An 18,900-nucleotide genomic window follows, 5' to 3' on the forward strand; every position below is an offset into this window, starting at 1 on the left:
GGCGCGGAGTGGATCGGCGATCCGAACCCAACCGCAGTGCCATCTACGCCACCACGCTGGTGGCCTTCCTCGCCATCGCCGGCATCGCCGTGGTGGACCCGATCCTGCCCGCCATCGGCGAGGCGATCGGGGTCACCGCCTGGCAGGTCGAACTGCTGTTCACCGCGTACATCGCGGTGATGGCGGTCGGCATGATCCCGGCGACCCTGGCCAGCGGCCGGTTCGGCTTCAAGCCGGTGCTGATCACCGGCGTCTCGGTGGTCGGCCTGGCCGCCATCCTCGCGTCGTTCAGCAACGACATCGTGCAGCTCTCCGTGCTGCGCGGCGTCTGGGGCCTGGGCAACGCGATGTTCTTCGCCACCGCCATGGTGGTGCTGGTCAACCTCGCCAACGACCGCGAGTGGGTGGTCGGCCTCTTCGAGACCGCGCTCGGTCTCGGCTTCGCCGTCGGCCCGCTGATCGGCGGCCTGCTCGGCGAGGTGAGCTGGCGGCTGCCCTTCTTCGTCTGCGGCGTGTTCATGGTGCTGGCGCTGGCCGTCGCGTCGCGCAAGCTCCGCGAGCCGGCCCAGAAGCAGCCCCCGGTACGCCTCGGCGCGATCTTCGCCACCTACCGCAAGCCGGCGTTCATCACCCTCTGCGTGGTCACCGCCGCCTACAACTTCGTCTTCTTCGTGGTGCTCGGCTACACGCCGCTCTACCTGCGCCTCGACGTCATCCCGCTGGGCCTGGCCTTCACCGGCTGGGGCCTCGGCCTGGCCGCCGGCATCCTGCTGGTCGGCCACCGGCTGGCGCACCGGATCGGCGCGGTGCAGACCGTCGGCGTCGCCATCGCCGGCCTGCTGGTCTGCATGGTCGGCTTCGCCACCTCCACCGGCACCGCCATGTCGCTGGTGGTGCTTGTGCTCGCCGGCCTGTTCATGGGCCTGGCCAACGCCAACCTCACCGACCTGGCCCTGGGTCTCGGCTCCAGCGACCGCCGGGTCGCCACCGGCGCGTTCAACCTGGTCCGCTGGGGCGCCGCCGCGCCGGCCCCGATCATCGCCGGCAAGCTCGCCGAGCACGGGCTGGCCCTGCCGTTCTGGGTCGGCTTCGGGGTGCTCGCCGTCGGCGTGCTGGTCTACCTCGCCTTCGCGCACGTGATGGCCGCCGGCTACGGCGAGCGGGTGCTCTGGTCCCGGTGGAACTCCGCCGCCCGGCGCAACGAGCACGCCCCGGAGGAGCCGGTCGGCGAGGCGTACTGACCCGCTCATCGGACCGCCCCGGCACCGCACGGTGTCGGGGCGGTCCGCTGTCCGGCGGTCAGCCCAGGGCGTGGTAGAGCAGGTAGAGCCCGATCACCGTGCCGAAGACCACGATGAGGGTCCGCAGCACCACCGGTGGAAGCCGGCGGACCAGCCGGGCGCCCGCGTACCCGCCGATCAGGCTGGCCGGCGCGACCACCGCGACCGCGGCCCAGTCGACCGGGCCGAAGAGCGCGAACACCACCAGCGTGGTCAGCCCCACCACGGCCGAGAGCAGGTTCTTGATCGCGGAGACCCGGGCCAGCGTGGTGTCCAGCACCAGGGCCAGGCCGGCCACCAGCATCACCCCGAGCGCCGCGCCGAAGTAGCCGCCGTACACCGTGCCCAGCGCGACCATGGCCTGCACGGTGACGGTACGGCGGCGCGGGCTCAGGTCGGCCGGGTGGCCGACCAGCCGGCGCAGCGGATCCTGGAAGGCCAGCACGGCGGTCGCGCCCAGCACCAGGAACGGCACCACCAGCTCGAACGCGCGGGCCGGGGTGGCCAGCAGCAGCACGCAGCCGACGACCGTGCCGGCCGCGGCGGTCGGCAGCAGCGGCCAGAGCACCCGCCCGCGCGGCAGGTCGCTGCGGCTGCCCGCCACGCTGGCCACGTAGCCGGGAAAGACCGACAGCGAGTTGGTGACGTTGGCGGGCACCGGGGGCAGGCCGCTCGCGATCAGGGCCGGGAAGGTGATGAGGGAGCCGCCCCCGGCCACCGCGTTCACCGTGCCCGCGGCGAGACCGGCGGCAACCAGCAGCGCGACGTCGGAGAGGTCCATGATCCCGCAGGCTAGCCCGCCCCCCGTCCCCCCGCAGTACCCCCTCACCCCTCGCCTTCCCCACGGGTGGGCGGGGCGTTGCCCGGGTGGAAATGGAGGAGGGGGCGGGATCGTTAGGATGAGGGCGCGACGGACGAGTCGACCGGGCGGTCGCGTCGACGGGCTGCGGCCCGTCGCCGAGGAACGTCCGGACTCCACAGGGCAGGGTGGTTGCTAACGGCAACCCGGGGTGACCCGCGGGACAGTGCCACAGAAAACAGACCGCCGGCCCGAAACGGGACGGTAAGGGTGAAACGGTGGGGTAAGAGCCCACCAGCATCCCGGGTGACCGGGATGGCTCGGTAAACCCCACCCGGAGCAAGGCCAAGAAAGGGCCGTCACCGCAAGATGACGGTCCGCGCAGACGCTTGAGGGCGGCCCGCCCGATGTCTGCGGGTAGGCCGCTGGAGCCTGCCGGCGACGGTAGGCCGAGATGGATGGCCGCCGCCGGCGCGCCCCTCGGGGCGTGCCGGTGACAGAATCCGGCGTACAGGTCGACTCGTCCGTCGCCCACCAGGTCAGCCGCCGTCACGTGGTGGCTGACCTGCTGTTTCTGCGGCGGGGCCCCCGCGCGAGCACTCGTTCCCGAAAGAAGGTTCGTGGATCAACGGCCCGAGCGGCGGGAACCGCAGAACCGCAGCTCCTGGTCCGGCGAGGACGGGACCGGCCGCGGTGCTGTTCTGGCGAATCTACTTCTACCGGGCCGGCCAGATCCTGCCGGAGGCGGTCAGCAGGACACAGCGCCCTGCCATATTCGGCCGGTCGACCGCCGACTCACACATGATCATGCTGGCTGGCATCGTGGCGACCTCCATCGGCTACGAACTCACCATCGAGCATCCGTACGGGGAGGTGCCGCCGCCGTGGCTCGCGGTGGTTCTCGGCGGGCCGGCGTTGTTCATGATCGGGCGCTCGCGCCTGGAGCACGAGGTGTTCGGCCGGATATCGACCGCCCGGATCGTCGTGCTGGTCGTGTTGGTCGCTCTCTTCCCGGTCCTGATGCCGACGAGTCCGCTGGTGGGACTCGTCGCCGCCACCCTCGTGCTCGCCGGCGCTGCGATCGCCGACTGTCGGCGGGCGCGCGGGGCGCCGCCCGAGCCGGCCAAGCCAGGCATCTAGAACGGCCCGGAGGCGGCCTGGGGTGGGGGAGCGGAGGGTGTCGACCAGCTCAGCACCGATGGTCTGACCAGAATCTGCCGGGACGCAACTAGGATTCGTGAGGTGGTTCGGGCGGAGATCATGCGGGACGAGCAGCGGTTGCGCCGCATCGAGGCGGTGACCGACGCGACGCTGTCCCGACTCGATGTCGCCGACCTCTTCGACGAGCTGCTCGACCGGGTGCGTGACCTGTTGCAGGTCGACACCGCCGCCATCCTCCTGCTGGACGTCCGCGCCCAGCAGCTGGTGGCCACCGCCGCCCGCGGGCTGGAGGAGGAGGTCCGGCAGGGTTTCCGGATCTCCATCGGTCGCGGGTTCGCCGGCCAGGTCGCGCTCACCCGGCAGCCGGTGATCATCCAGACCGTCACCTCCGACAACGTGGTCAACCCGGTGCTGCTGGAGACCGGTGTGCAGTCCCTGCTGGGCGTGCCGATCATGGCCCGGGGCGAGCTCGTCGGCGTCCTGCACGTGGGCACCCTGACCCCCCGGCGGTTCACCCTCGACGACGTCCGCCTGCTCGAACTGGTCGCCGACCGGGTCAGCCTGGCCAGCCGCGCCCGGGCGAACACGCTGGACCAGACCGCCGCCCTGGCCCTGCAACGCAGCCTGATCCCCACCGAGCTGCCCCAGCTGCCCGGCCTGGAGCTGGCCGGCCGGTACGTCCCCGGCCATGCCTCCGGCGTCGGCGGCGACTGGTACGACGTCTTCTCCCTGCCGTCCGGCTGGCTGGGCGTGGTCGTCGGCGACGTCGCCGGGCACGGGCTCCAGTCCGCCGTCGTGATGGGCCGCGTCCGCAGCGCGCTGCGCGCCTACGCGCTGGTCTCCGACGACCCGGCGGAGGCGCTCACCCTGCTCGACCGGAAGGTGGTCCACTTCGAGGCCGGCAGCCTGACCACCGCGCTGTACGCGATGATCTCCCCCGACCGGCAGAGCGTGCACGTCTCCGTGGCCGGCCATCCGCGCCCCGTGCTGGCCGGGCCCGGCCACCCGAACACCCTCCTGGCCGCGCACATCGACCCGCCGCTCGGCGCCGGCCGTCGGGATCAGGCCCGGCACACCACGACGGTCGACTTTCCGCCCGGCTCGGTCCTGGTCGCCTACACCGACGGCCTCGTCGAGCGTCGCGGGGAGCTGTTCGACGCCGGCGTGGCCCGGCTGACCGCGGCGGTCCCGCTGGCTCCCGTGGACACCGTGGCCGCCACCGTCATGGCCACCCTGGACACCGAGCACCCAGCCGACGACATCGCCCTGCTGGCCGTCCGCCGGCTGCCCCGCTAGCCCGCGTCACTGCGGCGGCCAGTTCCGCAGCAGGGCGTCGAGGGCGTCGAGGGTGCGGGACCAGGTGTCGTCCGTGGTGCGCGGGGTGTGGCGGAAGCCGCCCGCCCGTTCCAGCGACACGTAGCCGTGGAAGGTGCTGTGCAGCAGGCGTACCGCGTCCGTCTGGTCGGGCTCGGCGAGCCGGTAGCCGCGCAGGATCGCCCGGGTCATCTCCGCGTGCCGCCGGGCCGCGCTCGCCTCGGCCGTCTCCCGGTCGAGTTGCAGCTGCGCGGCGGCGTACCGGCCGGGATGGCGGATGGCGTAGTCGCGGTAGGCGTTGGCGAAGGCGACCAGCGCGTCCTTGCCCGCCCGCCCCGCGAGCGCGTCGGCGGCCCGGTCGGCCATCTCCCTCAGGGCCAGCATCGCCACCTGGACGCGCAGCTCCTGGGCGCTTCTGAGGTGGAAGTACAGGCTCGCGTCCTTCACCCCGAACCGGCGGGCGAGCGCCGAAACGGTCACGTTCTCGAAGCCGACCTCGTCGGCCATCTCCGCGGCCGCCAGGGTCAGGCGTTCGACCGTCAACCCGGTACGGGCCATATGCCCCACCCCACATCTAGATGCTCTAGCCTTTTGCCTAGGGTGTCTAGACTAGCGCCTATGACACCCCTCACCGAACCCACCATCCGGGCCTCTTTCGTCAATTGCACCAAGGGCGAGGCGAAGCGCCTGGCCCTGCCCCGGGATCTGGCCGAGCGGCCGTGGGCCGATCTCGACTTCCTCGGCTGGCGTGACCCCGCGGCGGCGGAGCGGGCCTACCTGGTTGCCGAGTCCGGCACCGGGCTGCTCGGCGTGGCGCTGCGGGTGGCGCCGCAGACCGGGCGGGTCCGGCGCAGCATGTGTTCGCTCTGCCTGACCACACACACCGGTGACGGCGTCTCGCTGATGACCGCCCGCAAGGCCGGGCCGGACGGGCGGGCGGGCAACTCGGTCGGCAGCTATCTCTGCACCGACCTCGCCTGCTCGCTCTACCTGCGGGGCAGGAAGAACGCCGGACGGCGTCTCGACGAGTCCATCACGCTGGCCGAGAAGATCGACCGGACCACCGGCAACCTGGCCGCCTTCCTCCGGCAGGTCATCGGATCGGGCTGACCCCTCACTGTCGACGGACGCCACCCGTCAGGCCCAGCCAGGCGGCCAGCGCGGAGAGTTCCGCGTCCACCGCGGCGGTCAGCCCGGCGGGGAACGGCACGTCCCGGTGGACCGCGTCGACCCGCAGCACCGACGCCTTCCGGTCGGCGGTCGCGTCCACCTTGCCCACCAGCCGGTCGTGGTGCAGCACCGGCAGCGCGAAGTAGCCCCAGCGCCGCTGTGCCTTCGGCACGTACATCTCCAGCCGGTAGTCGAAGTCGAACAGCTCAAGGGCGCGCTTGCGGTCGTGCACCAGCCGGTCGAAAGGGGAGAGCAGCGCGGTGCGCCCGGTGAAGGGCGCGCCGTCGAGCGCCGCCGGGTCGACCCGCCAGGGGCCGGACGTACCCTCGATCTCGGCCGGCTCGCCGGCCTCGCCGACCACCAGCGGGCGGGCGACGCCGAGCGAGCGGAGCAGCCGCTCGTCGCGGAGCCGGCGGGCCTCCTCGGCGGCGACCGCCGGCGTGCCGGGCGGGTAGACCCGCTCGGCGAGGTCCCAGGTGCGTTGCCGGCCGACCCGGCCGGCGACGGCGATCTCGCCGCGCGCGGCGAGGAACTCCAGCATCTGCGTGACGTTGCGGTTGTTCGTCCAGCCGGTCGACGGCCAGGGCACCACGCTGCGGTCCTCGACGTCCCGGCTGAGCAGCGGGCCGGCCTCGCGCAGCAGGTCCAGCAGGTAACGGCGGAAGGCGTCGTTGGCGGCCAGCCAGTCGCGGCGCCGGCCCTCCTCGGGCCAGGTGGCCATGTCGGCGAGGTGCAGCCGCAGGTCGGTCATCGGCCGCACCATGGCCCGGTGCTCGAACAGGCTGCGGTCCCGCTCCAGCGCCCCGGTCAGGTCGCTCGGCCGGTAGGCGGTGCCCAGCCGGGTCCAGGCGACCAGGTCGGCGTTGGGGGCGATCGCGGCGGTCGGGTCGATCTGGAGGAATGTCAACCGGTCCACCACCGCCAGCAGGTCGGTGGGGCGGTGCGCGTCGAGCAGTTGGGCGCGGACGGCGATCCGGCGGGCGGTGGCGCGGTCGAGCCGGTGCGGGGCCATGCGCGCGAGGTTAGCGGGACCTGCCGACAGGTGCACGCGCCCTATGTAGAGTTCCGATACAGTGCGGGCATGCGGTTGACGATCCCGGTGGCCAAGGTGCTCTCCGCGCTGCTCGCCGATCCCGAGGCCCCGCGCTACGGGCTCGACCTGATGAAGCTCACCGGCCTGCCCAGCGGCACCCTCTATCCGGTGCTGCACCGGCTCCAGGCGGCCGGCTGGCTCGCCGCCGACTGGGAGGAGGTCGACCCGGTCGCCGCCGGCCGGCCCGCCCGCCGCTACTACCGGCTCACCGGCGAGGGGGCGCGTGCCGCCCGCCTGGCGCTGGCCGAGCTGCGTGCCCTCGCCCCGGACGGCGGGACGTCCCGGGGCGGGGCCGAGCCGGCGGGAGCCCCGGCGTGGTGACCCGGCGGCTGGCCGGCCTCCTGCTGCGCGCGGCGGCCCGGCGCTGGCCGGCGGAGCTGCGCGCCGACCTGGTCCGGGAGTGGGACGCCGAGCTGCACGTCCTGGCCGGGCGCGGGGAGCGGTGGCGGATGCTGCGCTTCGCCGCCAGCCTGGCCACCAGCCGGGCCGGCGCGCCGGTGCTCGACCGAGCCGTGCCGCACCGGCGGCTGCGGCGCACCGCCGCGGTGCTGCTCCTCGCTCCACCGGCCTGCGTCGCCGTCGTCGTGCTCGCCGCCGTGGTGATGAGCCTGGCGTACGCCACGCTCGACTTCCGTGTCGCCTGGGCGACCGCGGTGCAGCTACCGCTCTGGTCCGGCCTCACCGCCGCGGCGGGCGTGCTGCTCGCCCTCCTCGTCACCCGGGCCGCGCGGCGGACCGTACGCACCGGACCGCTGGCCACCGCGCTCGGCGTCGTGCTGCCCGTCGCGCTGACCGTGACCGTGGTGTTCACCGCGTTCGCCGGCCGGGGGGAGCAGGGCCTGCCGGGCACCGTTCCCGGGCTGCTGCTCTGGCTGGCCCTGCTCGTGTCGGCCCTGTGGGGCGCGGGACTCCTGGCCCGCCGGGGGCGGACCCGGCTCGCCTGGGCCGTCGGGGTGCTCGGCGCGCTGGTCGCGGCGGACGCCGCGGTCGTCCTGGCGGTGGTATCCGCCATCCCGTCCGCCCCCGCCGGGCCGGTCGCCGAGGGCCTGCCCCCGGACACGGTGGACCGGGTCTCCGCCCCGCTCTGGCTGCTCACCTGCTGGACCGACTCGTCGCTCGGGCTGCCCCGGCCCACCGCCTGGGAACGGTTCCTCATCACCGACCGGGTGCTCGTCGAGCCCATGTTCTACCTGGCCTGCACCCCGTACGTGGTGGCCTACACCGTCGCGGCGGCCCGGCCGGCGCCGGCCGCCGAACCGGCGCCGGAGCCGGTCCCGTCGCCCGCCTGAGCCCGCGTCGACCGGTCCGCCCTGGAGTGTGGCACCGGGCGGTCAGCCCTCCCAGGCCACGATCCGTCCGGCCCGCTCGTAGTGCCGGGCCAGCTCCGCGTCGATCCGCTCGGCCCGGGCCTCGGTGAGCACGACGGCGGGGTCCTGCCAGGACCGCGCGCCGAGCATCCGGTGCCGCAGGCCCGCCGGCGGATGGGTGGCGAACAGCGACGTGTCCTCCCGGACGGAGAGCTGCCGCAGCAGCGGCAGCCGGTCGGCCGCGGCGGCCAGCGACCGGGCCGTCCCGGCCCGCCAGGCCGCCGGCCCGTGTCCGCCGCGGGCCGCCTGGCGCACCGCCAGCGCCACCGACTCGGTGCTGAGCAGGACGTCGAGCAGGCGGGTCGCGCCCGCCGTGCCGGCCGCCCGGGCGGACATCTCGTCGGCCAGGTACTCGGCCTGTTGGGTGCTGCGCAGCGCGGTGGCGGCCAGCACCAGGTGACCGGCGAAGAGGATCCGCGACAGCGTCCAGGACACCATCCGACCCAGCCACTCGCCGATCAGCACCACCAGCCCCGCCCCGTGCGTGCCGGGCGCCGGGCGGAACAGGTCGGCGGCGCTGCCGAGCATGGTCAGCGCCGGCTGGGTCAGCGGACCGCGCCGCACGTCGCCGTTGACGAAGTGGCCGAGCTCGTGACCGAGCAGCGCGACCCGGGCCGGCCCGTCCAGCGCGCCCCACAGCGGCAGCCCGAGGCAGAGCAGCCGTCGTCGGCGCAGCCCCACTGCGGTCGCGTACGCGTTGACGCCGGCGTCCACGGCCAGCACGTGCGGCACCGGCGCGCCGATCCGGCCCGCCACCTCCTCGACCAGCGCGTGCAGCTCGGGCGCCTCCGCCCGGGTGAGCACCTCCGCGTCCGGCGGGACGCGGCCGAAGCGAGGTCGCAGCGCCGCCGCCAGCCCGATCAGCGCCAACCCGACCACGACCGCGAAGTTCGGGAACGGGTACGCGAACAGCAGCCACACCCCGGTCACCGCCAGGGCCAGCACCCCGATCAGGAGCAGCAGCGAGACGCCGACGGTCAGCGCGCCGGCGAGAGTCCACCCGGCCGACGCCAACGGCCGGCCGACCAGCGTGGCGTACTGCTGACGGGTCAACCGGGCGGCCAGCCGGTAGGTCCGCCGGTCGATCCAGGACCAACCCAGCTCGGGCTCCTGACGCGCCCGGTCGTAGCCGTCGAGGTTCCATTCGCAACCGGCGCACCAGGGCAGCGCCTCGCGGATCGACACGGTCGCCGCGCCGCACTCCGGACATGCCCCCGTGCCGGCCATCGTGGTGATCATGAGCGGTGATCCTGTCGGGAACCGGACCGCGCGGGTACCGACCGTTCGGGGGAGGCGCCGGTCAGCTGGGGCAGGACAGCCGTTCCAGCGGGGCGGGGGTGGACCCCCGGCGCACCACCTGCGCGAAGCAGCCGGCGGCGTCGGCCCGTTGCCAGCCGAACACCGACGCGGCGGTCTTCGCCACGCGTACCCGGAAGACCAGCCGGACCTCGGCGGCGCCGGCCGCCACCTCGAGGACCTCGACGCCGTCCACGGTGTCGGCGGCCCGCCGCAGGTCCGCCTCCCGCGCCGACGGTTCGGCCAGCAGGACGGAGCGGGTGCGTTGGGCGGTGGCCGTCACCTCCCGGTCGGTCCGGCGTTCCAGCCGGTGCTGGGACCGGTCGCGCAGCAGCGGCACGCCCAGCGTCAGCCCGACCGCCACGAGGGCCGCCAGTGCCGCCCCGGCCAGCATCACGCGCCGCCGGCGCGCCGACCGACCTCCCCCGAAGCGCACCCCCGGATTGTGCGCCACCGGCCCCGCTGCCGGCTGCCCCGTCTTTCGCCGTTCCGGCCCGGGACCGCCCTGACCAGGTCTAATGTGGAGGACATCGGCGACTATTTACGGCGTTCCGGTGGCGGCCGGGCGGTTCGCGGTGCACAGTGATCGCATGAGCGACGACGGAAGTGGTGGGCACTACTACTGGTGCACGCGACACCACCGGGTCGAGACCGATGCCGACGTGTGCCCCGCGAAGCACGTTCTCGGACCGTACGCCTCAGCCGCCGACGCGGAGAACGCCCTGCAGCAGGTGCGGGAGCGCAACGAAGCGTGGGACGCCGAGGACGCCCGTTGGGCCGGGGAGGGCAGGTAGACGGCGCGGGACGGCCCGCGTCGAGGTGATCCGTGCTCCCGCGAGGGCGAGAGCACGTCCCCAGGAAAGGGAACCGAGATGGCCGAAGCACAGCAGGCCACCCGCCCGGCCGCGAAACGGACGACCGCGAAGAGGACCACCGCCGGCCGGACGGCGACGGTGACGAAGGCTTCCCCGAACGCCTCCGGCGCCGGCGCCGGCCGGGTGCCGGCGAAGACCGGGGTCGCCCGGAAGACCGCCGCCAAGAAGGTCGTGTCGGCCGCCCGGAAGGCGCCGGCGAAGAAGGCCCCGGCCACGAAGACCACGGCCAAGAAGGCGCCCGCCACGAAGGCCACCACCAAGAAGACCACCGCGGCGGCGAAGAAGACCACGCCCGCCAAGAAGACCACCGCCGCGAAGAAGACGACGGCCGCGAAGAAGGCTCCGGCCAGGAAGACCACCGCCGCCGCGAAGAAGGCTCCGGCCAGGAAGACCACGGTCGCCGCGAAGAAGGCTCCGGCCGCGAAGAAGACCGCCGCCGCGAAGAAGGCGCCGGCGCGGAAGACCACCACGGCGCCGGCGGCGAAGAAGACCACCGCGGCGAAGAAGGCCCCGCCGAAGAAGACAACGGCGAAGAAGGCCCCGGCGAGGAAGACGACGGCGGCGAAGAAGGCCCCGGCGAAGAAAGCGCCGGCGGCGAAGAAGGCCCCGGCGAAGAAGACCACCGCCGCCAAGGCCACCGCGACCCGCCCGAGCGGCGGTGCCCGCAAGGCGGCGGCGAAGAAGGCACCGGCCAGGAAGACCACCGGCACCACGTCCGCCACGGCCCGCAAGTCGGCGGGTCGCAAGGCCACCTCCGCGGCGTCGTCGGTCGGCCCCGTCGAAGCCCGGACGAGCACCTCGACGGGAACCCACAAGCGGCTCACCGCCGCCCGGAAGCCGGCCGGCACGCGGGTCGTGGCCGGCCGTTCCACGGCCAAGCCGGGAGGCACCGCGCGGACCGCGCGCTGACCTCCGGGTTCCAGCGCCGACCGGCGCACCGCCGGCGGCAACTACCGCTCGGCGCGTCCGGCTCCGCGCGACGACCCGAGCCGTTCGGCCGGTGAGCGGATCACGCGGGGCGCTGTCAGGATTGACCCCGTGGTGATCCGACGCGTACTGGCGCCCCGCATCGACTTCGGCGCGCTGCGCCGCGAGCTGGGACTTTCCGAGGACTTCCCGGCCGCGGCGCAGCGCGAGGCCGACGCGGCCGCCGCCGCGCCGCTGCCGGCCGTCGCCGACCGGACCGACGTCCCGTTCGTCACCGTCGACCCGGCGACCTCGCGCGACCTCGACCAGGCCATGCACCTCGCCCGCCGGCCCGGTGGCGGTTACCGCGTCCGGTACGCGATCGCCGACGTCTTCACCCACGTCCGCCCCGGCGGGGCGCTGGAGGAGGAGACCTGGCGCCGGGGGCAGACGGTCTACCTGCCCGACGGGAACGTGCCGCTGCACCCGCACACGCTCAGCGAGGGGGCGGCCAGCCTGCTGCCCGACGCCGACCGGGCGGCGGTGCTCTGGACCATCGACCTCGACGGCGACGGCGGCACGGTCGCCGTCACGCTGGAGCGGGCCCGGGTGCGCAGCCGGGCCAAGCTCGACTACTCCGGGGTGCAGCGCGACGCCGACGCCGGCCGGCTGCCCGAGCCGATCGCCCTGCTGCCCGAGATCGGTGCCCTGCTCACCGCCCGCGGGCTGCGCCGGGGCGCGATCAACCTGCCGCTGCCCGAGCAGGACGTCGAGCCGGACGGCGACGGCTGGCGGCTGGTGCTGCGCGGGCCCGGCCCCATGGAGGAGCACAACGCCCAGATCTCGCTGCTGACCGGGATGGCCGCCGCCGACCTCATGCTGGCCGGCCGGGTCGGGCTGCTGCGCACGATGCCGCCGCCCCGGCCGGAGGCGGTGGACCGGTTGCGGCTGGCCGCCGGGCCGCTCGGGGTGTCCTGGCCGGCCGGCGTCCCGGTCGGCACGGTGCTCGCCGGACTGGACGCCTCGCAGCCCCGGGCGGCGGCCTTCGTCGACCAGGCCGCCGAGCTGATGCGCGGGGCCGCCTACACGGCGTTCGACGGCGAGTTGCCCGAGCAGCCGGAGCACGGCGGGGTGGCCGCCGCGTACGCCCACGTGACGGCGCCGCTGCGCCGGCTCGCTGACCGGTACGCCACCGAGGTCTGCCTGGCCCTGCACGAGGGCCGGGAGGTGCCCGAGCACGTCCGCACCGCGCTGCCGAAGCTGCCCGAGGTGATGGCGACGACCGACCGGACCGCGTCCGCGGCCACCCGGGGCGCGGTGGAGCTGGCCGAGGCCGTGCTGCTGGCGCACCGGGTGGGGGAGACCTTCGAGGCGGCGGTGCTGGACGTCGACGAGCCGCGGCCGGCGGGTAACGGCCGTCCGGGCCGCCCGCCCGGCGGCACGATCGCGCTGGACGAGCCGCCGGTGCGCGCCCGCTGCACCGGCGACCTGCCGCTCGGCGAGCGCGTTCGGGTCCGGCTGACCGCCGCCGACCCGGTCCAGCGCAAGGTCGCCTTCGAGCGGGCGTGAGGCGCCGGAGCGCGGGGATTGTCACAGCGCCCGGCCGCGCTGCCGTGCGCCGACCTTTGCGAGGATGACCGCATGGCTTACGACGCGACCACGCTGCCCGACGTCTCCGGGCTGACCGTCGGCATCATCGGTGGCACCGGCGACCAGGGGCGGGGTCTCGCCTACCGGTTCGCCCGGGCCGGGCAGACCGTGCTGATCGGCTCCCGCGCCGCCGACCGGGCCGCCCAGGCCGCCGCCGAGATCGCCGCCCTGCCCGGCGTGCCGTCCGGCGCCACCGTCTCCGGCTCGGACAACGACGAGGTCGCCCGCCGCAGCGACGTGGTGATCATCGCGGTGCCGTGGGACGGGCACGCCGACATCGTCGCGGCGCTGGCCGGTCCGCTCGCCGGCAAGATCGTCATTGACTGCGTCAACCCGCTCGGCTTCGACAAGCAGGGCCCGTACGCGCTGACCGTCGCCGAGGGCAGCGCCGTGCAGCAGGCCGCCGGGCTGCTGCCCGACTCCCGGGTCTGCGCCGCGTTCAACCACGTCAGCGCGCCGCTGCTGGCCGATCCGGAGGTCGAACGGATCGACCTGGACGTGTTGATCTGCACCGAGGACCGGGAGCTGGTCGGGGTGGTCGCCGCGCTCGCCGCCCGGATCCCCGGGATGCGGGGCATCTACGCCGGCCGGCTGCGCAACGCCCACCAGATCGAGGCGTTCACCGCCAACCTGATCGCGATCAACAAGCGCTACAAGGCGCACGCCGGCATCCGCGTCACCGACCTCTGACGTCGTACCCGTGCGGCACCATCGCCGCATGGAGTGGCAACTGGTGATCGACTGTCGGGAGCCGTCGCGGCTCGTCGCGTTCTGGGCCGAGGCGCTGCGCTACCGGCCGCAGCCGCCGCCCGACGGGCAGCCGACCTGGCGGGACTGGTACCTCTCGGTCGGCATCCCACCCGAGGAACTCGGCGACGGCGACTGCCTCGACCGGCTGGAGGACCCGACCGGCGCGGGCCCGCGGATCTGGTTCCAGCCGGTCCCCGAGCCGAAGGCGGTCAAGAACCGGCTGCACATCGACCTGAAGGTCGGTGGCGGGCGTGCGGTGCCGGTGGCCGAGCGGCGGCCCCGCGTCGACGCCGAGGTGGCCCGGCTGACCGCCCTGGGCGCCCGGGTGCTCGGCTCGATGGACGACCCCGACGACGGCTACTACTCGGTGCAGCTGGCCGACCCGGAGGACAACGAGTTCTGCGTGGTCTGACCGGCCGGGCGGCGCGGCCCGGGAGCCGCGCCGCCCGGCGTACGGGTCAGAAGGTGTGCTCGGCGGCCGGGAACTCGCCGCCGCGCACCTCCTCGGCGTAGCGGCGGGTGGCGTCGGTCAGCGCGCCGGCCAGGTCGGCGTAGCGCTTCACGAAGCGCGGCGCCTTGCCGGTGCGCAGCCCGGCCATGTCCTGCCAGACCAGCACCTGGCCGTCGGTGTCCGGGCCGGCGCCGATGCCCACCGTGGGGATGCGCAGCTCGGCGGTGATCCGCTTGGCCACCTCACCGGGCACCATCTCCAGCACCACCGCGAAGGCGCCCGCCTCGGCCACCGCCCGGGCGTCGGCGATCACCTCCTCGGCGGTGTCGCCCCGGCCCTGCACCCGGTAGCCGCCCAGGGTGTGCTCGCTCTGCGGGGTGAAGCCGATGTGCGCCATCACCGGGATGCCCGCCCCGACGATCGCCTCGATCTGGGCGGCGCAGCGCCGGCCGCCCTCCAGCTTCACCGCGTGGCAGCCGCCCTCCTTCATGAACCGCACCGCGGTCCGCAGCGCCTGCGTCGGCCCCTCCTCGTAGGAGCCGAAGGGCAGGTCGCCGACGATCAGCGCCTGCCGGGTCGCCCGGACCACCGCCCGGACCAGGGGGAGCAGCTCCTCGGCGGTCACCGGCAGGGTGGTCTCGTAGCCGAACACGTTGTTGGCCGCCGAGTCGCCGACCAGCAGCACCGGAATACCCGCCCGGTCGAAGATCGAGGCGGTGTACTGGTCGTACGAGGTCAGCATCGCCCACCGCTCGCCGCGCTCCTTGGCGGCGATCAGGTCGCGGGTGCGGACCCGCCGGGTGGCCGGCCCGCCGTAGAGGGCGGTCACCTCGGTCGGGGTGGACTCCACCATGACTCTCTCCTTCCTCGAGGCCGCGTTCGCGGTCCCCGGGTTCCGCCGCGATCGTCGCACCGGGACACCGGCCGGGGGCAGGGCGGAGTGGAGGATTTCACTCCCGGCGGCCGGCGGGCCGCCGGGAGCGGGTCAGCCGTCCTCGCGCCAGCGGTTGGTGATCGGCAGCCGCCGGTCGCGGCCGAACGCCTTCATGGAGATCTTGGTGCCGGGGGCGGACTGCCGGCGCTTGTACTCGGCGGTATCCACCATCCGCAGCACCCGGTCCACGATCGCCGGGTCGTGGCCCGACGCGACCAGGCCGTCCCGGCCCAGGTCGCCGTCGACGTAGCCGATCAGGATCGGGTCGAGCACGTCGTATTCCGGGAGACTGTCGCTGTCGAGCTGGCCGGGGCTCAGCTCCGCCGACGGCGGCTTGCCGATCGAGCTCTCCGGGACCGGCGGCGTCTCGCCGCGCCGCTCCGCCTCGGCGTTGCGCCACTTGGCCAGCCGCCAGATCAGCGTCTTCCAGACGTCCTTGACCGGGTTGTAGCCGCCCACCGAGTCGCCGTACAGGGTGGAGTAGCCGACCGCCAGCTCGCTCTTGTTGCCGGTGGTGAGGACCAGGTGGCCCTCCTGGTTCGACAGCGCCATGAGGATGACGCCGCGGACCCGGGCCTGGAGGTTCTCCACGGTCACCCCGGACAGCGACATGTTGGCCAGGAAGGTGTCCACCATGGGCTGGATCGGCTCGATCCGGAAGTCGAGGCCGGTGCGCTTGGCCAGCTCCTCGGCGTCGGCGCGGGAGTGCTCGGAGGAGTGCTGGCTGGGCAGCGACACCCCGACCACCCGTTCCGGGCCGAGCGCGTCGACGGCCAGCACGGCCACCAGCGCCGAGTCGATGCCGCCGGAGAGGCCGAGCACCACCGAGGGGAACCCGTTCTTGTTGACGTAGTCGCGCAGGCCCAGCACCAGCGCCTGCCAGACCTCCGCCTCGTCGGCGACCGGCTCGATGATGCCGCCGACCGCGATCTCGCCCAGGGGCGCCGGCGGGAGGATGTCGCTGACCTTGGCCCGGACGATCCGCATCTCGTCGGCCCGCGCCTCGCCGTCGAGCGGTTCCTTGGCCGGCGGCAGCTCCACGTCGTGCACGAGCAGGTGCTCGACGAACTGGGGCGCCCGGGCGAGCAGCGTGCCGTTCGCGTCGACGATCATCGAGTCGCCGTCGTAGACCAGCTCGTCCTGGCCGCCGACCATGTTCACGTACGCGATGGCGGCCCCCGCCTCGGCGGCCCGGCGGCGGACCAGCGGCAGCCGGATGTCGTCCTTGTTGAGCTCGTAGGGCGAGCCGTTGATGTTGAGCACCAGCCCGACACCCGCCTGGCGGGCCACCGCGAACGGGCCGCCGGCCTGCCAGAGGTCCTCGCAGATGGTCAGCGCCACGTCCACCCCGCCGACCCGGACCACGGTCAGCGCGTCGCCGGAGACGAAGTAGCGGTCCTCGTCGAAGACGCCGTAGTTGGGCAGGTGGTGCTTGAAGTAGGTGGCCACCACCGCCCCGCCGTGCAGCAGCCCGGCCGCGTTGCGGGCCCCCTTGCCCGGCTCGGCGTCGGCGCTGACCTGCGGCGGGCCGTCCGCGTCCAGGTAGCCGACCAGGACCGGCAGGTCACCCAGGCCGTCGGCGGCCAGGTCGGCGGCGAGCCGGTGCAGCGCGGCCCGCGAGGCGGCGACGAAGGACCGGCGGAAGACCAGGTCCTCGACCGGGTAGCCGGTCAGCATCAGCTCCGGGAAGAGGGCGAGCTGGGCGCCGGCGTCGGCGGCCTTGCGGGCCCAGGCGCGGACCAGGCCGGCGTTGCCGGCGATGTCGCCGACCGTCGGGTCGACCTGGCACAGGGCGAGACGCAGCGTGGGCATGCCCTCATCTTGCCCCAGCCGGAGGGGCCGAATCCGGCCGGACGCGGCAGACGCCGGGGGCGTAACGTCGGCGTAACGAGCCCGGTGGAGACTGGGCGGTCAGGCCGGGCCCCGGCCCGGCCGGTGCGGACGTACGTGTCACGAGGGGTGGAAGTGGACCGTCAGCAGGAGTTCGTCCTCCGCACGCTGGAAGAGCGGGACATCCGGTTCGTCCGGCTGTGGTTCACCGACGTGCTCGGCACGCTGAAGAGCGTGTCGGTGGCCCCCGCGGAGCTGGAGGCGGCCTTCGAGGAGGGCATCGGCTTCGACGGCTCGGCCATCGAGGGCTTCGCCCGGGTCTTCGAGTCGGACATGGTGGCCATGCCCGACCCGACCACCTTCCAGGTCTTCCCGTTCGAGGGCGGGGTCAGCGGTGAGAGCGCCCGGATGTTCTGCGACATCCTGCTCCCCGACGGCAGCCCGTCCTGGGCCGACCCGCGGCACGTGCTGCGCCGGGCGCTCTCCCGGGCGGCCGAGAAGGGCTTCACCTTCTACACCCACCCGGAGATCGAGTTCTTCCTGCTGGAGAACGGCCCGCAGGACGGCTCGGTGCCGATCCCGGTGGACACCGGCGGCTACTTCGAGCACACCACCCACGCGGTGGCCCGCGACTTCCGCCGGCAGGCGGTGCTGGCGCTGGAGCGGATCGGCATCTCGGTGGAGTTCAGCCACCACGAGGTGGCCCCCGGCCAGCAGGAGATCGACCTGCGCTACGCCGACGCGCTCACCACCGCCGACAACATCATGACCTTCCGGCACGTGGTCAAGGAGGTCGCGCTCTCCACCGGGGTGCAGGCCAGCTTCATGCCGAAGCCCTTCACCGACCAGCCGGGCAACGGCATGCACACCCACCTGTCGCTGTTCGAGGGGGAGCGCAACGCGTTCCACGACGCCGGCGACCCGATGAAGCTCTCCAAGGTGGCCAAGTCGTTCATCGCCGGGCTGCTCACCCACGCCCGCGAATACACCGCCGTCACCAACCAGTGGGTCAACTCCTACAAGCGCCTCTTCCCGCAGCACCTGCCGGACCGGATCACCGAGAGCCCGGCGTACGTCTGCTGGGGTCACCTGAACCGGTCCGCGTTGGTCCGGGTGCCCGCCTACGGCAAGCCGAACTCGGCCCGGGTCGAGGTCCGCTCGCTGGACTCGGCGACCAACCCCTACCTGGCCTTCGCGGTCATGCTCGGCGCCGGCCTCAAGGGCATCGAGGAGGGCTACGAGCTGCCGCCGGGCGCCGAGGACGACGTCTGGTCGCTGAGCAGCGCCGAGCGCCGCGCCATGGGTTACGAGGCGCTGCCGGAGAACCTGGCCGAGGCGATCGACGTGATGGCCGGCTCCGAGCTGGTCGCCGAGGTGCTCGGCGAGCACGTCTTCGACTTCTTCCTGCGCAACAAGCGGGCCGAGTGGGAGCAGTACCGCCGCGAGGTCACCCCGTACGAGCGGCAGCGCTACCTCTCGCTCTAGATCATGGTGGTGCGGTGCCGCTATCGTCTGCGGCACCGCCCCGGCAGCCGCGTCGGGCGGGCGAGGCCGGGGAGGGCGTTCGGTGCTGGGAGACCTGCTCAACGGGGCGTGGCAGAGCATCGTGTTCGGGGTCGTCGGGGTGGCGCTGCTGGCCGCCGGCTTCCTGCTGGTCGACCTGCTCACGCCGGGGAAGCTGCGGGAGCTGATCTGGGTGCGCCGCAACGGCAACGCCGCGCTGCTGCTCGCCGCCAACCAGCTCGGCATCGCCGGCATCGTCTTCACCGCGATCCTCACCAGCTACAGCGACTTCGGCAAGGGGCTGGCCTCCACGGTCATCTTCGGCCTGGTCGGCCTGCTCGTGATGGCGCTGGCCTTCTTCGTGCTGGACCTGCTCACCCCCGGCCGGCTCGGTGAGGTCATCTGCGCCGACGAGCCGCACCCGGCGCACCGACACCACGCCCCGGCCGGCTAGGGCGGTCGCCTCGGCCAGGAACTCGCTGCGGTCCTGGCTGGCCCGGCCCGGCTCGAACCAGTGCAGG

19 protein-coding genes and 1 other RNA gene are annotated in these 18,900 nt (G+C 74.0%); 12 read left to right on the forward strand and 8 right to left on the reverse strand.

Annotation, left to right across the window (positions count from 1 at the left end; translation table 11 throughout):
- The first annotated feature begins 8 nt into the window (after nucleotides 1-8).
- Nucleotides 9-1,241 (forward strand): MFS transporter, encoded by a 1,233-nt coding sequence (locus ABZV78_RS03790; protein WP_355635243.1) that lies wholly within the window; start codon nucleotides 9-11, stop codon nucleotides 1,239-1,241.
- A gap of 58 nt (nucleotides 1,242-1,299) precedes the next feature.
- Here ABZV78_RS03790 and ABZV78_RS03795 read toward each other — a convergent pair whose 3' ends face one another.
- Complete coding sequence (locus tag ABZV78_RS03795; RefSeq protein WP_355635244.1) at nucleotides 1,300-2,061, reverse strand: sulfite exporter TauE/SafE family protein; 762 nt, start codon at nucleotides 2,059-2,061, stop codon at nucleotides 1,300-1,302.
- A gap of 134 nt (nucleotides 2,062-2,195) precedes the next feature.
- On the opposite strand from ABZV78_RS03795, the gene rnpB reads away from it, so the two are divergent.
- The 3 genes from rnpB (at nucleotide 2,196) to ABZV78_RS03810 (ending at nucleotide 4,536) form a co-directional block, all read left to right on the forward strand.
- Nucleotides 2,196-2,606: RNase P RNA component class A (rnpB, locus tag ABZV78_RS03800), an RNA gene on the forward strand.
- 166 nt (nucleotides 2,607-2,772) lie between these two features.
- Complete coding sequence (locus ABZV78_RS03805) at nucleotides 2,773-3,219, forward strand: low temperature requirement protein A (RefSeq protein ID WP_355635245.1); 447 nt, start codon at nucleotides 2,773-2,775, stop codon at nucleotides 3,217-3,219.
- A gap of 102 nt (nucleotides 3,220-3,321) precedes the next feature.
- A complete protein-coding gene (locus ABZV78_RS03810) occupies nucleotides 3,322-4,536 on the forward strand; it encodes a GAF domain-containing SpoIIE family protein phosphatase (RefSeq protein ID WP_355635246.1) in 1,215 nt (404 codons plus the stop codon).
- A 6-nt stretch (nucleotides 4,537-4,542) separates the two neighbouring features.
- Here the strand turns inward: ABZV78_RS03810 and ABZV78_RS03815 are convergent, their stop codons facing one another.
- Nucleotides 4,543-5,112: a TetR/AcrR family transcriptional regulator gene (locus ABZV78_RS03815; RefSeq protein ID WP_355635247.1), complete on the reverse strand. Its 570-nt coding sequence runs from the start codon at nucleotides 5,110-5,112 to the stop codon at nucleotides 4,543-4,545.
- A 60-nt stretch (nucleotides 5,113-5,172) separates the two neighbouring features.
- On the opposite strand from ABZV78_RS03815, the gene ABZV78_RS03820 reads away from it, so the two are divergent.
- Entirely contained in the window at nucleotides 5,173-5,664 is a 492-nt protein-coding gene (locus ABZV78_RS03820; RefSeq protein WP_355635248.1) for an FBP domain-containing protein, read from the forward strand.
- Between the two features lie 4 nt (nucleotides 5,665-5,668).
- Here the strand turns inward: ABZV78_RS03820 and ABZV78_RS03825 are convergent, their stop codons facing one another.
- Nucleotides 5,669-6,736 carry a crosslink repair DNA glycosylase YcaQ family protein gene (locus ABZV78_RS03825; RefSeq protein ID WP_355635249.1) on the reverse strand — a complete coding sequence of 356 codons (1,068 nt, stop codon included), beginning with the start codon at nucleotides 6,734-6,736 and terminating at the stop codon, nucleotides 5,669-5,671.
- A 69-nt stretch (nucleotides 6,737-6,805) separates the two neighbouring features.
- Between ABZV78_RS03825 and ABZV78_RS03830 the strand changes: the two genes are divergently transcribed.
- The gene (locus ABZV78_RS03830) at nucleotides 6,806-7,138 is read left to right on the forward strand and encodes a PadR family transcriptional regulator (RefSeq protein ID WP_355635250.1); all 333 of its coding nucleotides are present in this window, start codon (nucleotides 6,806-6,808) and stop codon (nucleotides 7,136-7,138) included.
- Nucleotides 7,132-8,106: a hypothetical protein gene (locus ABZV78_RS03835; protein WP_355635251.1), complete on the forward strand. Its 975-nt coding sequence runs from the start codon at nucleotides 7,132-7,134 to the stop codon at nucleotides 8,104-8,106. The genes ABZV78_RS03830 and ABZV78_RS03835 overlap by 7 nt, the downstream gene beginning before the upstream one ends.
- A gap of 42 nt (nucleotides 8,107-8,148) precedes the next feature.
- Here ABZV78_RS03835 and ABZV78_RS03840 read toward each other — a convergent pair whose 3' ends face one another.
- The 3 genes from ABZV78_RS03840 to ABZV78_RS03850 all read right to left on the reverse strand — a co-directional run bounded on the left by ABZV78_RS03840 (nucleotide 8,149) and on the right by ABZV78_RS03850 (nucleotide 11,101).
- Nucleotides 8,149-9,423, reverse strand: coding sequence for a M48 family metalloprotease (locus ABZV78_RS03840; protein WP_355635252.1), 1,275 nt, complete (start codon nucleotides 9,421-9,423; stop codon nucleotides 8,149-8,151).
- A gap of 61 nt (nucleotides 9,424-9,484) precedes the next feature.
- A complete protein-coding gene (locus ABZV78_RS03845; protein WP_355635253.1) occupies nucleotides 9,485-9,916 on the reverse strand; it encodes a hypothetical protein in 432 nt (143 codons plus the stop codon).
- Nucleotides 9,917-10,099: 183 nt separating this feature from the next.
- Nucleotides 10,100-11,101 (reverse strand): hypothetical protein, encoded by a 1,002-nt coding sequence (locus ABZV78_RS03850; protein ID WP_355635254.1) that lies wholly within the window; start codon nucleotides 11,099-11,101, stop codon nucleotides 10,100-10,102.
- 292 nt (nucleotides 11,102-11,393) lie between these two features.
- On the opposite strand from ABZV78_RS03850, the gene ABZV78_RS03855 reads away from it, so the two are divergent.
- The 3 genes from ABZV78_RS03855 to ABZV78_RS03865 all read left to right on the forward strand — a co-directional run bounded on the left by ABZV78_RS03855 (nucleotide 11,394) and on the right by ABZV78_RS03865 (nucleotide 14,073).
- Entirely contained in the window at nucleotides 11,394-12,830 is a 1,437-nt protein-coding gene (locus ABZV78_RS03855; RefSeq protein ID WP_355635255.1) for an RNB domain-containing ribonuclease, read from the forward strand.
- A gap of 72 nt (nucleotides 12,831-12,902) precedes the next feature.
- The gene (npdG, locus tag ABZV78_RS03860; protein WP_355635256.1) at nucleotides 12,903-13,601 is read left to right on the forward strand and encodes an NADPH-dependent F420 reductase; all 699 of its coding nucleotides are present in this window, start codon (nucleotides 12,903-12,905) and stop codon (nucleotides 13,599-13,601) included.
- Between the two features lie 28 nt (nucleotides 13,602-13,629).
- Nucleotides 13,630-14,073, forward strand: a complete 444-nt coding sequence (locus tag ABZV78_RS03865; RefSeq protein WP_355635257.1) for a VOC family protein — start codon at nucleotides 13,630-13,632, stop codon at nucleotides 14,071-14,073.
- 46 nt (nucleotides 14,074-14,119) lie between these two features.
- Here the strand turns inward: ABZV78_RS03865 and panB are convergent, their stop codons facing one another.
- Together panB and ABZV78_RS03875 are read right to left on the reverse strand one after the other, a co-directional pair.
- Nucleotides 14,120-14,965, reverse strand: a complete 846-nt coding sequence (gene panB / locus ABZV78_RS03870; protein WP_355635258.1) for a 3-methyl-2-oxobutanoate hydroxymethyltransferase — start codon at nucleotides 14,963-14,965, stop codon at nucleotides 14,120-14,122.
- A 132-nt stretch (nucleotides 14,966-15,097) separates the two neighbouring features.
- Nucleotides 15,098-16,858, reverse strand: coding sequence for an NAD+ synthase (locus tag ABZV78_RS03875; protein WP_355635259.1), 1,761 nt, complete (start codon nucleotides 16,856-16,858; stop codon nucleotides 15,098-15,100).
- Between the two features lie 153 nt (nucleotides 16,859-17,011).
- On the opposite strand from ABZV78_RS03875, the gene glnA reads away from it, so the two are divergent.
- Nucleotides 17,012-18,361, forward strand: a complete 1,350-nt coding sequence (gene glnA / locus ABZV78_RS03880) for a type I glutamate--ammonia ligase (RefSeq protein ID WP_355635260.1) — start codon at nucleotides 17,012-17,014, stop codon at nucleotides 18,359-18,361.
- A gap of 82 nt (nucleotides 18,362-18,443) precedes the next feature.
- Nucleotides 18,444-18,833 carry a DUF350 domain-containing protein gene (locus tag ABZV78_RS03885; RefSeq protein ID WP_355635261.1) on the forward strand — a complete coding sequence of 130 codons (390 nt, stop codon included), beginning with the start codon at nucleotides 18,444-18,446 and terminating at the stop codon, nucleotides 18,831-18,833.
- The last annotated feature ends 67 nt before the right edge of the window (nucleotides 18,834-18,900 follow it).

The sequence above is a fragment of the Micromonospora sp. NPDC004540 genome, assembly GCF_040610095.1.
Classification (GTDB): domain Bacteria; phylum Actinomycetota; class Actinomycetes; order Mycobacteriales; family Micromonosporaceae; genus Micromonospora.